The organism is Streptomyces sp. SUK 48, from assembly GCF_009650765.1.
Lineage (GTDB): Bacteria > Actinomycetota > Actinomycetes > Streptomycetales > Streptomycetaceae > Streptomyces.
In genome coordinates this window covers 7274187-7289024 of record NZ_CP045740.1, presented here as the reverse complement: position 1 = coordinate 7289024, position 14838 = coordinate 7274187, and the positions used below count along the sequence as shown (strand labels likewise).

The 14838-nt window shown below is 75.1% G+C and carries 7 protein-coding genes; all 7 read left to right on the top strand.

The window, feature by feature from the left end:
• Positions 1–389 precede the first annotated feature (389 nt).
• Positions 390–4385 (top strand): type VII secretion protein EccCa, encoded by a 3996-nt coding sequence (gene eccCa / locus GHR20_RS32300; protein ID WP_153815184.1) that lies wholly within the window; start codon positions 390–392, stop codon positions 4383–4385.
• On the top strand, positions 4382–4531 hold the full coding sequence (locus GHR20_RS32295; RefSeq protein WP_153815183.1) for a hypothetical protein: 150 nt from the start codon (positions 4382–4384) through the stop codon (positions 4529–4531). The genes eccCa and GHR20_RS32295 overlap by 4 nt, the downstream gene beginning before the upstream one ends.
• The gene (eccD, locus tag GHR20_RS32290; RefSeq protein ID WP_153815182.1) at positions 4528–5922 is read left to right on the top strand and encodes a type VII secretion integral membrane protein EccD; all 1395 of its coding nucleotides are present in this window, start codon (positions 4528–4530) and stop codon (positions 5920–5922) included. Before GHR20_RS32295 ends, eccD begins: the two co-directional genes overlap by 4 nt.
• A 13-nt stretch (positions 5923–5935) precedes the next feature.
• Positions 5936–7402: a type VII secretion protein EccB gene (gene eccB / locus GHR20_RS32285; protein WP_153815181.1), complete on the top strand. Its 1467-nt coding sequence runs from the start codon at positions 5936–5938 to the stop codon at positions 7400–7402.
• Between the two features lie 4 nt (positions 7403–7406).
• Positions 7407–10790: a hypothetical protein gene (locus tag GHR20_RS32280; RefSeq protein WP_153815180.1), complete on the top strand. Its 3384-nt coding sequence runs from the start codon at positions 7407–7409 to the stop codon at positions 10788–10790.
• A complete protein-coding gene (locus GHR20_RS32275) occupies positions 10787–14290 on the top strand; it encodes a right-handed parallel beta-helix repeat-containing protein (RefSeq protein ID WP_153815179.1) in 3504 nt (1167 codons plus the stop codon). The genes GHR20_RS32280 and GHR20_RS32275 overlap by 4 nt, the downstream gene beginning before the upstream one ends.
• Positions 14291–14443: 153 nt before the next feature.
• The gene (locus tag GHR20_RS32270) at positions 14444–14785 is read left to right on the top strand and encodes a WXG100 family type VII secretion target (protein WP_111583519.1); all 342 of its coding nucleotides are present in this window, start codon (positions 14444–14446) and stop codon (positions 14783–14785) included.
• The last annotated feature ends 53 nt before the right edge of the window (positions 14786–14838 follow it).

Here is a 14838-nt window from a genome sequence, read left to right as displayed (position 1 = left end):
GCCGAAGCGGGGACACGGTGCGTAGGCGACGCGTCACGTACAGAGACGAGCGCGAAGGGGACACCGTGTGTACGCATCGCCGTAACCAGAGGTTCACTTTTCCTTCGCCATACACGGGTGAACCTCAAGCGATCATCAACGACCCCCGGATCTCGGGGAAGTCAGCGCCTCCCGGCGCAATACGCGCCATTCAACTATTTCAAAAGCCAAGCAAAATTTCCGAGTTGGCGCCCCAGAGCCGTGATGAGTTCACCCGTCCCACCTTTCCCGTGCTTATCATCTGCCCAGTAGTGGATCACTCCCCTCCACATCACCCCGCATCAATCCGCTTCCGCGCCGGAGTGGTTGCCCAGCCATGCCCGCGTGAGCGCCTCAGAAAGGTCCCTGCATTGAGCACCGTGGTGGCCAAACGTTCACCGCGCGCCGAGGGTCCGCAGCTCCCCGAGGGACAGGTCGAGCTGGCGGAGCCGCCGGTTCTGGGGGAGCCGGCGAGCGCCGATTTCGGATCTGCGCTGATGTATCTGCCCATGGCGCTGGGCACCGGCGCCATGGTGCTGATGTTCTCCATGCGCAGCGCCGGACCGACGACGTACATGATGTCCGGGATGATGGGCGTCGCCATGGTCAGCATGACGCTGACCCAGATCGGCCGGGCCGGTGCCGAGCGCCGGCGCAGGATGCGGGCCGAGCGGCGCGACTATCTGCGTTATCTCGCGCAGAAGCGCCGGCAGGCCCGGCAGGCCGCCGAGCAGCAGCGGGCCGCCCTGCTCTGGGACAACCCCGATCCGGGACAGCTGTGGGCACTGGCGATGGGCACCCGGCTGTGGGAACGCCGTCCGGCGCACGAGGACTTCGGCCGCGTCCGCATCGGACAGGGCGTACGCCGCGCCGCGCTGGAGTTCCTGCCGCCGCAGACCAAGCCGGTGGAGGACCTGGAGCCGCTGACCGCGATCTCGCTGCGCCGGTTCACCAAGGCGCACCAGACGGTGCCCCGGCTGCCGATCCCGGTCGCGCTACGGCGGTTCACCAGCGTGGAGCTGGCCGGTGAGCCGGAGCCCGCGCTCGGGCTGCTGCGGGCGATGGTCGCGCAGCTCGCCGCGTTCCACTCCCCCGACGAACTGCGCGTCGCCCTGCTGGGCGGGGCGTCGGCACGGGCCGAGTGGGACTGGCTCAAGTGGCTTCCGCACAACGCGCATCCGCACGAGGAGGACGACGCCGGCCGGGTGCGGCTGGCCGCCGAGGACCACGATGCGCTGATGGACCTGCTCGGCACCGAGGTGCGGGACCGGCCCGACCACGACCCGGACGCCTCGCCGAGCGTGGCCGAACCGTTCGTGGTGGTCGTGGCACAGGGCGTGCGGCTGCCGGAGACGTCGCGGCTGACGCACGGCGGGCTGCGCAACGTCGTCCTGCTGGACGCGACCGGCGCGATGACCGGCGGTCCGAAGGTGCTGCGGCTGACCACGCGGGGCACCGGCGTCGCGTTCCCGGCCGGCGACGACACGGTGACCGCCGAGGCCGACGCGCTGAGCCGCACGGAGGCGGACACGCTGGCCAGGCTGCTGGCGCCGATGCGCACCAGCGGCAGCGTGGACCTGGTGGACCGGTCGCTGGAATCGGACTTCGACCTCACCGCGCTGCTCGGCATCCGGGACCCGCGCGGTTTCGACGTGGCCGCCAAGTGGCGTCCCCGGGTCACCCAGTCCGCCCGTCTCCTGGTGCCGCTCGGCGTCACGGAGGAGGGCGAGGTCGTCGAGCTGGACATCAAGGAGTCGGCGCAGGGCGGCATGGGCCCGCACGGCCTGCTCATCGGTGCCACCGGCTCCGGCAAGAGCGAGCTGCTGCGCACCCTGGTGATGGGCCTGGTCGCGACGCACTCCTCGGAGATCCTCAACCTGGTGCTGGTCGACTTCAAGGGCGGCGCGACCTTCCTCGGTATGGACCGGCTGCCGCACACCTCGGCGGTCATCACCAACCTGGCCGACGAGATCCATCTCGTGGACCGGATGCGCGACTCCATCAACGGCGAGATGATCCGCCGCCAGGAACTGCTGCGCGAGTCCGGATATTCCTCGCTGTTCGACTACGAGAAGGCGCGGGGCGCCGGGGCGAATCTGACGCCGCTGCCCTCACTGCTGGTCATCGTGGACGAGTTCTCCGAACTGCTCGCCAGCAAGCCGGAGTTCGTGGATCTTTTCGTCTCCATCGGCCGCCTCGGGCGCAGCCTCGGGGTGCATCTGCTGCTGGCCTCCCAGCGGCTGGACGAGAGCCGTATCCACAAGGTCGAGGGGCATCTGTCGTACCGGATCGCCCTGCGGACCTTCTCCGCGATGGAGTCGCGCAGTGTCATCGGTGTCTCGCACGCCTATGAGCTGCCGTCGGCGCCGGGCAACGGCTATCTGAAGGTGGACACCACCAACCTGGTCCGCTTCAAGGCCGCTTACGTCTCCGGCGCCGCCCCGGAACCGGTGGGCGAGGGCGAGCACTCCGCGCACCTGGCCGCCGCCGGGCAGGAGATCACCGTGTTCGGGCTGGAGCAGCAGGGCACGCTGGTGTCCGAGCGGATCGCCGAGCAGCAGGCGCTGGAGGCCGCCCGGGAGGCTTCGGCCGCCGCCGAACGCAAGGCGGCCGCCCTCGCGGCGGGCGGCGAGCAGAACGAGGAGAGTCTCCTGGAGGTGCTGATCGGGCGCCTCGCGGAGAGCGGTCCGCCGGCCCGGCAGGTGTGGCTGCCGCCGCTGACCGAGTCGCCGAGCCTGGACCAACTGCTGCCGGGCATCGTGCCGGACCCGGTGCGCGGCATGAGCGCGGCGGACCATCCCTCGCTCAGCTCGCTGCGGGTGCCGCTCGGCATCGTGGACCGGCCCTTCGAGCAGCTGCGGGAGCTGCTGGTCGCCGATCTCTCCGGCGCCGACGGCCACATCGGTGTGGCCGGTGCCCCGCAGACCGGCAAGTCGACCCTGCTGCGCACCCTGATGCTGTCCCTGGCGCTGACCCACACCCCCGAGGAGGTCCAGTTCTACGGGCTGGACTTCGGCGGTGGCGGTCTGGTCTCCACGGCCGGTCTGCCGCATGTCGGCTCGGTCGCCACCCGCCTGGAGCGCGACCGCGTGCTGCGCACGGTCGCGGAGCTGAGCCAGCTGCTGGAGAAGCGCGAGGAGGAATTCACCTCGCGGGGCCTGGAGTCGATGGCGGCCTACCGCCGGCTGCGCGCCACGGGCGAGATCGACGACCCCTACGGCGATGTGTTCCTGGTGGTCGACGGCTGGGGCACGCTGCGCCAGGACTACGAGGAACTGGAGCCCCGGGTCATCGAGATGGCCGCGCGCGGGCTGTCGTTCGGCCTGCATGTGATCGGTTCCGCGGTGCGCTGGTCGGAGTTCCGGCCCCGGCTGCGCGACCTGCTGGGCACCAAGTTCGAGCTGCGGCTGGGCGATTCGATGGAGTCCGAGGTCGGCTCCCGCACCGCGGCGGCCGTACCGCACCAGCCCGGCCGCGGACTGACCGCGGCCGGCCACCACTTCCTGTCCGCGCTGCCCCGGCTGGACGGTTCGGGCGAGACCGGCGATCTGACGACGGCCACCAAGTCGGCCGTGGCGGAGATCGACACCTTCTGGACGGGCCGCCCGGCCCCCGGCGTCCGGCTGCTGCCGACCCGCCTCCCGGTGGCCGATCTCCCCGTATCCGAGGACGACTTCAAGGTCTGCCTTGGCTGGGACGAGCAGCGCCTCGAACCGGTCTGGCACGACTTCACCACCAACCCGCACCTGATGGTGTTCGGCGACGGCGAGACCGGCAAGACCAACGCGCTGCGCCTGATGATCCGTGCCATCACCGCCCGCTACACCCCCGAGGAGGCGCGCATCATGGTCGCCGACCCGGGGCGCGGTCTCCTCAACTCGGTGCCCGAGGCGTACCGGGTCGGGTACGTCGTGGACAGCGACGCGCTCGCCCAACTGGCCACCAGCGCGTCGGTGTCGGTGGGCAAGCGGGTGCCGGGCCCGGACATCAGCCCGGAGCAGCTCGCCCGCCGCGACTGGTGGGAGGGGCCGCTGCTGTTCGTCCTCATCGACGACTACGACCTGTTCTCCGGAGCCCCGGGCGCCCCCTCCCCGATGGCGCCCCTGGTGCCGCTGCTCGCGCAGGGCCTGCACATCGGCATGCACCTGGTCGTCGCCCGCAGCACCTCCGGCTCGATCCGCGCCATGATGGACCCGGTGCTGCGCCGGCTGTGGGAGCTGGGCAACCCCGGCCTGCTCTTCTCCTACCCCAAGGAGGAGGGCAAGTTCCTCGGCGAGGCCAAGCCGCGCACGCTGCCCGCGGGCCGGGCGCAGCTGGTCACCCGGCGTTCGGTGCGGCTCGTGCAGACCGGGCTGGTGCCGTCATGAGCGGCACGAACGGCCTGCGCGGCACGAGCGGCCTGCGCGGCACGAGCGGCCTGCGCGGCATGAGCTGCACGCACGGCATGAGCGGCCCGCGCGACACGCGCCCCCTCCCCACTCCCCCCTTCCTCTCCCCAGGAGCAGTCCGATGACCACAGCCCCCGCGGTCACCGCACCCGCCTCGGAGGTCTGCCGGGTCACGGTGGTGGGCCCCACCGGCCAGGCCGACCTGGCGATCCCGCTCGGCACCCCGGTCTCCGCGCTGCTGCCCGTCTTGGTGCGCCATGTGACGACGGAGCCGGCCGACCGCGGCACGCCCTGGGTGCTGCAACGGCTCGGCGAGGACCCGTTCGACGCCGACGCCACCCCCGCCACCGTGAACCTGCGCCACGGCGAGGTGCTCCATCTGCGGCCCGCCGACGAGCCGTTGCCCGCCCTGCACTTCGACGACGTCTCCGACGGCGTCGCCCACGTGGTGACCGCGTTGCCGGGCGGCTGGCGCCCGGCACTGACCCGGGGCCTGGCGCTCGCCCTGGCGGTGCTGGCGCTGCCCGCGGTGGCGTGGGCGCTGCTGGGGTTCGGTCCCGGGCCCGGAACCTCGGCCGGCGCCGGGGTGATCGCCGTACTGCTGGCCGCCGGATGCGCGGCCGCCGACCGGCTCTGTGCCGACGAGGGCAGTGTGCTGGTGGCCGGTCTCGGCGCGCTCGCGTTCGGCGCGCTGGCCGGGCTGACCTTCCGCGAGGGGCCGCACGGCGGGTTCGCGCCGGGGCTGCCCGGGATGCTGGCCGCGGCGGGCGGGGTCGCGGTGGTGGCCGTCGCGCTGCTGGCGCTGCGCCCGCTGCCGCTGGTGGTGCCCGGTACCGCGCTGGGCGCCGCGCTCGCCGCCGCCGCGGGGACCGGGCTGATGCGCGCCACCCACTGGCACGGCGCCCAGGCGGTGGCCGTGGTCGCGGTCGCCATGTTCGTGCTCGGCCACTTCGGCCCCCGGCTCGCGCTGCGCGCCGCCCGGCTGCGGGTGCCCCGGCTCCCGCACAACGCGGCCGAGTTGCAGGAGGACATCGAGCCGGAGCCGCAGGAGCGGGTGGAGCGCAGGGTCGAGGCGGCCAGCTCCTTCCTGGACACCCTCAGCGTGTCCTCCGCGCTCGTCTACGCGGCCGGGTTCTGGTACATGACCCGCGAGGGCGGCTGGATCGGCTGGCTGCTGCCGCTGGTCTTCGCGGGCGCGGTGCTGCTGCGGGCACGCGGTCTGAACCGGTCCGCGCAGCGCGTGCCGACCGTGCTCGCCGGTGCCGCGGGCCTGGTCACGGTGGCGCTCACCCGGTTCGCCACGGCGGGCGACGGCGCCCGGGTGATCGTGGTGGCCGTACTGCTCGCCGCCGTTCTCGCCCTGCTCATCGCCGCGTGGCGGCTGCCGACCGGCCGGCTGCTGCCGGTGTGGGGGCACAGCGGCGACCTGCTGGAGACGGTGACCGCGATCGCGCTGCTGCCGCTGCTGCTCCAGGTCCTGCACGCGTACGCCTCCTTCCGCGCCCTGGCGAGCTGAGAGGGGACCCGGCGTGCAGACCCGACGCGATCACATGCAGGCGTACCAGTTCGCCATGGGCCGCCTGGCGACCGCCCTCGTCACCGGCGACCCCGGCCGCGGCGACAGCCCCACCAAGCGGGCCGCGCTGGGCAGTTTCTTCGGCGCGGGACTCGTCGTCCTGCTCTGCCTGGGCTTCCTCGTCTACGGCAAGCTGTCGCCGGTGACCACGGCCGCCTGGCGCGAGCCCGGCGCGATCGTCGTGGAGAAGGAGACCGGCACCCGCTACCTCTTCCTCGACGGTGAGCTGCGCCCGGTGCGCAACTACGCCTCCGCGCTGCTGCTGACCGGCAAGGGCGCCGCCGTACGCACCGTCGCGGCGAAGGCGCTGAGCGGCGTCCCGCACGGCGCGCCCCTCGGCATCGACGGCGCGCCCGACTCGCTGCCCACCCCGGCCACCCTGCTGACCGGGCCCTGGACCGACTGCCTGCGCCCGGACCTGCCGTCCGGCCAGGTGGTCGACTTCGCGCCCGGTGAGCACGCGGGCGCCTTCCCCGCCGGACGGCAGCTGCTGCTGAAGTCCGCGGACGGCCGGCGGTTCGTGCTGTGGCGGGGCACCAAGTACCCGGTGCCCGCGCAGTCCGCGCTGATCGCGCTCGGCCTCGACAGCGACCGGCCGGTGGCCGCGTCCGCCGCGTGGCTCGACGCCGTACCGACCGGGGCGGCGCTCGCCCCGGCGAAGCTCGACCGGATGGGCGGCGCGGCCGGACGGATCGCCGGACGGCCCGCCGCCGTGGGCCAGTTGTTCACCATGAGCGCGGCGGGCACGCGGCACACGTACGTCATGACCGCGGGCGGGGTGGCCCAGGTCAGCGCCACCGAGGCCGCGTTGCTCGCGGCCCGGCCCGGCGCGCCGGCCACCCGCGAGGTGTCGGTGACCGACATCGCCTCCGCCCGGGTCTCCGCCCACCACTCCCTGGACAGCGGAGTCCCGGACGTGCTCGGCGCCCCGGCGCTCGACACCTCCCGGCAGGCGGTGTGCCTGCGGGAGAGCACGCGGGGCGCCCGGCTCAGCGCCTCCGTGGCCGTGGAGAGCGGCGCGGCGGCGACGGGGAAGCAGCGGGTGCTGGTGCCGCCGTCGCACGGTGTGTACGCCATGGACCAGCGGGAGGTGGCCGCGCAGGTGGCGACCCCGCACACCTTCCTGATCACCGACCAGGGCATCGTCTACCCGCTGGGCTCCTCCGCCGCGCAGTCCCTCGGCATCGACGGCGGCACCGCGACCGCGCTGCCGGAGAGCCTGCTGGTGGCGCTGCCGCACGGGCCGGTGCTCGACCGGTCGGTGGCGGCGCAGACGGTGAAGGCGGGACAGGACGGCGCGACGGCCTCGCCCGCCGCCGACTCCGGCGGAACACCCGGAGCTTCGGGCACCGGGCGGGCACCGGTGCCGGCGGTCTCCGCCGACCCCTCTCCCACCGGCTCCGCCGCACAGGTGGGGTGAGCGGATGCGCAGAGGACTGGGCACCGCCCGGACGGGCGGGACGGCGTTGCAGTGCCGGGCCGAGGGCCGGGCGCTGCTGGTGCACCCCAAGGGCGAACCCGACCCGCACGCCGCCGCGTTCACCGCGGGGCTCGCCGCCGACCCCCAGCACACCCTGGCCGTGGTGGACCTCCCCCACGGCCAGCTGGAGGGCTCGGCGGACGCGGTGGCACGGCTGCTGGCGGGCCGGGGCGAGAGCCTGCGCCTGGTCTTCGGCCGCAGCACACCCCAGGAGTCGCGGCGCGCCGCCCAGCGGATCGCGGACCGGCTCGGCCGGCTGGTGCTCGCCCCGGACGGCGCGGTGCTGCCGACCGACGGCGGCGGCCTGTTCATCCCGAGCGACCACGGCGCGGGCTGGCTGCGGTTCCGGCCCGGCCGCTCGGCGGAGCGCGACTCGCGCCGGTTCCCCAAGCCGCGCTGGGAGTTCTCCACCTTCGACCGTCCCTGGACGACCAGCGGCCACGGCATCGCCGAACCGGCGCCCTGCGGGGTGTGGGTGCGCAGCCCGCACGACCATCCCGCCGCCGAGAGCGGCCGGCGCCTGGTGGACCGGCTGCCGAGCCATCCCGACATCCTCACCGTGGTCCTCGGCAGCCCCGGCGGACCGCCCGTGACCCTGGCCGACGTGACCCGCCTGTGGGACACGGTCCTGCCGTCCGCGCGCTCCTGGGTGCGTTTCCTGCACCTCGGTCCGGTCGCGCTGCCCGAGGGCGCCGAGGCGCTGGGCCAGGAACTCGCCGACGCGCTCGGCCGGCAGGTGGTGCTGTACGCGGGCGTGCCGGTCGAGTCGCGCGCCGGTCTCGCCTCGCCCGAGGTGGCGGCGGTACGGCCGGACGGCACGCTCGGCCACCACCCCTTCGTCAGCGAGCTGATGTACTTCCCGCGCACCGGGAGCGCCCCCGCCCCGCCCACCCTCTTCGGCCTGCGCAGGCCCCTGTCGGGGGTGCCCGAGATCACCACCGGTGTGTACGAGTACGCCGCCGACGCGGTGCTCGAAGTGGTGCAGAGCGGCCTGTGGATGCGCCCGCTGGCCGAGCCCGCGGACGGTGACGCGGTGCGCCGGATACCGGCCGCGCCCGGCTACGCGGCGATCCTCTACGACCGCACGACGCCCGGCGCGGCCGACCGGATGCGCGCGCTCGCCGAGGACATGCTGTGGCGGCTGGACCCCGAGCGGCGCGAGGGCTTCACGATCGCCCCGGCCGACGAGCCGGGCCAGGTGGCGGTGACGGCGGACGACGCCGGCCTGTGGTCGACGCCGGACGCCACGGCGACGGGCCCGCAGGCGATCGCCCCCACCGCGTTCCGGGGGCAGGCCAGGACGGCGGAGGCGGCGCCCTGGGGTTCGCCGGCCCCTGCGCCAACTCCGTTCGCGGAGAACAGAGTTGTACGAGGTGAGGGGTCGGGCGGGGCGTCGGCGCTCGCGCATCTGGACCTCGACGAGAGGACCGTGCGGGTACGGGGGCACGCGGCACCGGCGGCACCGCCCGTGACGGCGCCCCTCGCGGCCCGGACCGAGTCCGAGGTGCCGTCGGCCGGGCTGCCGCGGGTCGAGTCGGGCGACGACGCCCGGGTGACCGGCGAGTCCGGGGACGCGGGCACGGCCGGGCGGCCCGGGCGGGAGACCGTCACCACCGCGCCGGCGGCCACGGCGACCGGGGACGGGCCGGGCCCCGCGCCCATGCCGGTGCCGGTGCCCGGACCGGAGCCGGTTCGGGAGGCGCCGCGTCCCGCACCGGAGCCGGTACCCGACGTGCCGCGTACCGACGCGCCGGCACCCGTGGGGCAGGGCCCGGTTCCGCCGATGCCCCTGGTCCAGGGGCCCGTTGCGCCGGTGCCGACGCCGCCTCGCCCCGCCGCGCCCGCGCGCCTTGCGCTGCCCGACCTTCCGGCCGTGTCCGAGCCCGGGAACCGGGGGGAGCAGGGGAATCCGGGTGAGCCGCCGAGGGAGAACCCGCGTCCCGTGGACGGGCTGGACGGCCGGGAGGCGGAGCGCCCGGCGCGGACCGACGTACCCACACGAGCGACCACCCCGGAACCGGAGCAGGGACCTGCGCCGGAACAGGGTCCTGTGCCGGAGCCGTCGGTTCCGCACGCGCCCGACGCACCCGGCGCCGGTCCCTCGGCGCCGCATGCCCCTCCCGCCGAGAAGCCGGAGCCGGAGCCCGAGCCGCAGCCGCAGCCGCAGCCGCAGCCGCAGCCGCAGCCGCAGCCCACGGTCCCGCCGACGGCTCCTCCCGCTGCCCCCGCTCCCCTCACTGCCCCCACTCCCCCGGCGCCCCCCGTGCGCCCCGCGCCGTTGATCCGGCTGGAGTCCGACTCCCCTGCCGCCGCGCCCGTGAAGCCCGCCGGCACCGGCCGGGCCGACGGGCCGACGCCGCCCGCCCCCGCGCCGGGCGCCCCCGACGCTCCCGAGCCCCAGGCGGCCGCCCCCGCGGCCGTCCCCGGTGTCCGCGTCCAGCCCACGCCCAAGGCGTCCGCCTGCGCCGTACCGCCGGAGCGCGGCACCGAGAAGGAGCGGGACTGGGTGCGCCGGACGCTCAGCACGCAGTACAACGCGGTCGCGGGCACGGTGTCCCGGGTGATGTCGGAGTCGCCGGGACTGCGTGGCGGCGCGCGCGGCGAGGCCACGGACGCGCTCACCGACCTGGTGGCCGTACGGCTGTTCCTGACCGGGGACAGCGCGCAGGTCAACGCGGCCGTACGCGCCGCGGCGGTCGGCCCGCACGTGCCCTTGGCCCGCTGTGTGGCCGCCGGCCTGCGCAGGCTGCCGTCGTACCGGGGCGCCGCACTGCTGCGGGCCCGCGCGAGCACGGCGGAGCGGGCCTGGTTCCGGGAGGGACGGCTGGTGACGGAGTGGGCGTTCTGCACGGCGTACGGCGCCCCGCGCCCCGGTCCGCACGACGCCACCGACTTCCTCATCTGGTCGATCACCGCCCGCCGTACCAATCTGATCGACCCCGCCGAGCCGGACCGCGTGGTGTTCCTGCCCGGCACGACGTTCAAGGTGCTGCGTCCCGCGGAGGGCGAAGGCCCGGTGCTGCTGCGGGAGTTGTCGCCCTCGGAGATCGCCTCCGACGGCAAGGTGGACGTCCAGCGGGTGCCGCTGGACGAGATCGCCCTGGACGGACTCGACCGCGCGGCCGCCGCGCTGCGCGCCGACGACGCGGCCGGCCGGGACGAGCCGGGCGGCCAGGGCGCCCTCGGGACACCCCCGGGTCTGATCGGCGGGGCCCCGGCGCAACGGCAGCGCCCGCACGGCGCCGGTGACGGCACCGGCGGCCCTGGCGGCAACGGCAATGGCAAGAGCGGCGACCTGAGTGCGCCTGACGAGGGAGCGAAACTGTGACCCGGCCCGTGCTACTGGTGTCCCCGGACCGCCCCGGGGCCTACCGCGCCATCGCCGACGCCCTGGCGGACGCCACCGACGGGGCGCTGATCACCGTCGCGCCGGGGCGTTACGACGAGAGCCTGTACATCAACCGCGCGGTGACGCTGGCCGCCGAGGGCGCCGGCGGCACGGTGGAGATCGCCGCGGCCCAGGGCAGCACCCTCGTCCTGGACGCGGAGGCGGTCCGGCTCACCGGCCTCCAGCTGTCCGGCACCGACCGCGAGGCCCCGGTGCTCGACGTGCGCCGGGGGCAGGCCGCGCTGGACGGCTGCCGGATCTCCGGCGAGGCGTGGGCGGCCGTGCTGGCCTGGCAGGACGGCGTGGTCGCGCTGCGGGACTGCCAGGTCACCAACGCGCAGGGCGCGGGCATCGTGGTCACCTCCGGCGGCGCCAACGCCGTCGAGGGCACGCACATCCAGGAGGTCGGCTCGTCGGCGGTCGTGGTGGCCGAGCACGGCCGGCTGACCCTGCGCGACTGCCGGCTCGACCGGGCCCGGGGCAACGGCGTCTGCGTCAACGGACAGGCCACGGCGGTGGTGGAGGCCACCCGGATCAGCGGCAGCGGCAAGCCCGCGCTCGCCGTGGAGCAGAACGCGCGCGCCACGCTCACCGGTGTCGAGGTGAGCGGCAGCGCCGCGCTGGACGCGTATCTGACCAGCGCGGCCGAAGTGGTGCTGACCCGCTGCTCGTTCACCGGTTCCGGCGGGCAGGCGGTCCGGGTCGGCGAGGGCAGCGCGCCGGTGCTGCGCGAGTGCCTCGTCGCCGGGGCCCGGCGGGAGGGCATCCATGTCGCGGCAGGCGCGCGGCCCCGGCTCGAGGACTGCCGGATCACCGGCACCCCGACCGGTCTGCTGGTGGAGGCCGGCGGCCGGGCCGAGGGCGCGGGACTGTCCGTCGAGGGCGCGGGCACGGCGGCCGTGCAGGTGGCGGACGGCGCGGTGGTGCTGGACCGGCTGACGGCCGACGCGGCCGGCACCGCGCTGCGGGGCGTCGGGGCCAAGGCTGAAGTGACCCTGCGTGACGCAGAGTTGGTGACAGGCGTCGAGCTGTCCGAGGGGGCCTCGGCGTCGCTGTCCGCGCTGCGGCTGCGCTCCGGAGGCGGTACGGGGCTCGCCCTCGCCTCGGGCGCCCGCGCCGAGGTGACCGGCTCGGCGTTCACCGGCTGCTCCACGCTCATCGGCGCGGAGTCCGAACTCAGCGCCCAGGACAGCGAGTTCACCGGGTCGGACGGCGACGGCATCCGGATCAGCGCGGGCGGCGCGCTCACCGCGGTCGGCTGCCGGGTGAACGGCGCGCGCGGCCACGGTGTGAACGTGCAGGCGTCCTCGCGGGCCGAACTGACCAACTGCACCGTCTTCGACAATGGCGGCGACGGCGTGCGCTGCAACACCGACGAACCGGTGCGGGTGCACGACTGCGAGATCCGCGACAACGGCGGCGTCCCGGTGCGCCAGCTCAAGACGGGCCAGGTCTCGGTGGAGCGCGTCGACACCGGCGGCGACCCGGGCGGCCGTACGACCGCGGCCACCGGCTCCGGCGGCTCCGGCGCGGGGGGCGGCGACGCGGCGACCCGGGCGGCCGCGCACACCGGCACCGGTCCCCTCGCGGAGCTGGAGGGGCTGGTCGGCCTGGAGAGCGTGAAGCTGGAGGTCACCGGCCTGATCAACCTCAACAAGATGGCGCAGCGCCGCCAGGAGATGGGCCTGCCGATGCCGCCGATGAGCCGGCACCTGGTCTTCGCGGGGCCGCCCGGCACCGGCAAGACCACGGTGGCCCGGCTCTACGGCGCGGTCCTCGCGGAACTGGGCATCCTCAGCCAGGGCCATATCGTCGAGGTGGCCCGCGCCGACCTGGTGGCGCAGATCATCGGCGGCACGGCCATCAAGACCACGGAGGTCTTCAACAAGGCCCTCGGCGGTGTGCTGTTCATCGACGAGGCGTACACGCTCACCAACCAGTCCCGCGGCAACGGCCCCGACTTCGGGCAGGAGGCCGTGGACTCGCTGATGAAGCTGATGGAGGACCATCGCGACGAGGTCGTGGTGATCGTCGCCGGGTACTCCGCGCAGATGGAGCAGTTCCTCGCCTCCAACCCGGGCATGGCCTCCCGGTTCGCCCGCACGGTGGAGTTCCCCAACTACAGCGCCGACGAACTGGTCACCATCGTGCGGGGCCTGTGCGCCAAGCACTACTACGAGCTGTCGGGTTCGGCCCTCGACGCCCTGGACCGCTACTTCCAGGACGTGCCCAAGGGCGCCACCTTCGGCAACGGACGCGTCGCCCGGCAGGTCTTCGAGGAGATGATCAGCAGGCAGGCGTCCCGGCTGGCCGCCGAACCCCCGGGCGACGACACGGAGTTGTCCCGCCTCGACGGCGCCGACGTCATCACCGTGCCGAGCGGGGCGGCGGAGGCGCAGGGCGGCCCGGCGGCCCCGGCCGGTGGCCAGGCCGAGCGGCGAGCCGGCCAAGGCGCCCCGCCCGCGCGCCCGGCACCCGGCACCCCGACCGCGCCCGGCGCCGCGCCTGGGCAGTCGGCGGGTCTGGCGAAGCTGGCCGCGATGGCCGGCCTCGACGCGGCCCGCGCCGTCCTGGCCACCCGGGTGGCGGCGCTCGCCGGTGCCCCGCGCGAAGCGGGGCGGGCGGTGTCCGCGCAGGCCAACATCGTGCTGGAGGGCCCGCAGGGCAGCGGCCGGCGGGCGCTGGCCCGGGCGTACGCGCGGTGCCTGACCGAGGCGGGGCTGCTCACCTCGGGCGCCGTGCACGAGGTACGGCTCTCCGCGCTCCCGGCACGCTTCCCGAAGCAGCCCGCGCACCGGCTGGCGGCGGCGCTGGAGGAGGCGTCGGGCGGGCTGCTGGTGCTGCGCCTCGACGACGCCCTCGGCCGCCGTTCGCCCGCCGAGCGCGCGGCGGTGCTCGACGGACTGGCCCGGCTCGCGGCCACCCCCTGCGACACGGTGCTCGCCCTGTGCGGCTCGCCCGCCGAGCTGCGCGCGCTGGTGGGCGAACGGGCCGACATCGCCGGGGAGTTCGCCGAGTACCTGCGGCTCGATCCGTACACCGTGGAGCAGGCCATCGAGCTGGTACGGCGGCGCCTGTGGGTCTTCGGCTTCCAACTGGCCGACGACGCGGCCAAGATGCTGGCCGCCGCCTTCCACGCCGCGCCGCCGCCCGGGGGCGCCTGGGAGGCGCACCGGCTGGCGGAACGGCTCGCCGCGTCCGCCCGTACCCGTACCGTCTGCGCGACGGACCTCCCCGGAGCCGCGACCCCCGACACGACGCCGGGACCCGCCCCCTCGGGCACGGCGGGCACGGGGGCCGCGGCGAGTTCGGCGGGCGCCACGGGCTCGCCGGGCCCGGCGGCGGCAGGTCCGCCGCCCCCGGCGAACGCCCCGCGCACCGGGGCCGGCCTGCCGGGCACCACGGAGCCGCCCCAGGCGAGGCCCCTGGTGCAGACATGAGAGACGTCCGCCCCGCCGCCGCGCACGACCTCGTGCGTGGCGGCGGACGGCGGGTGAACCCCCCACCATCCGGCGTCGGCGCACACCCCCCACGGGTGTGACATCGCTGTCAACAGCCACAGCCGGCGCCGCAGTTCGAGAGAGGACCACACGATGGCACTGACGTCAGTCGAACTACAGGGAATGACCGCCGCCCAGGGCAGCTTCCAGACCGCCCTGGACGAGACCACCGGCTCGTACGCGCAGATGGACGGCCAGATCGAGGGCCTGCGGGCGAGCTGGAGCGGCGAGGCCGCGAACATCTACCACACGGCCATGCAGGACTGGCTGACCGACTTCGACAAGGTCAACCAGTCGCTGCGCACCATGCTGGAGAAGCTGGCGCAGAACACCCATGTCTACGCCAACACCCACGAGAACACCCAGCAGCAGGCGCAACAGGTCGCGCAGCAGATGGGCTCGGGCAGCGTCGGTCTGCCGGGCTTCCCCTCCTGACCGGTCCCCGACCGGCACACCCCTTCGTACTCGCATCCGTTCCCAAGGAGCCG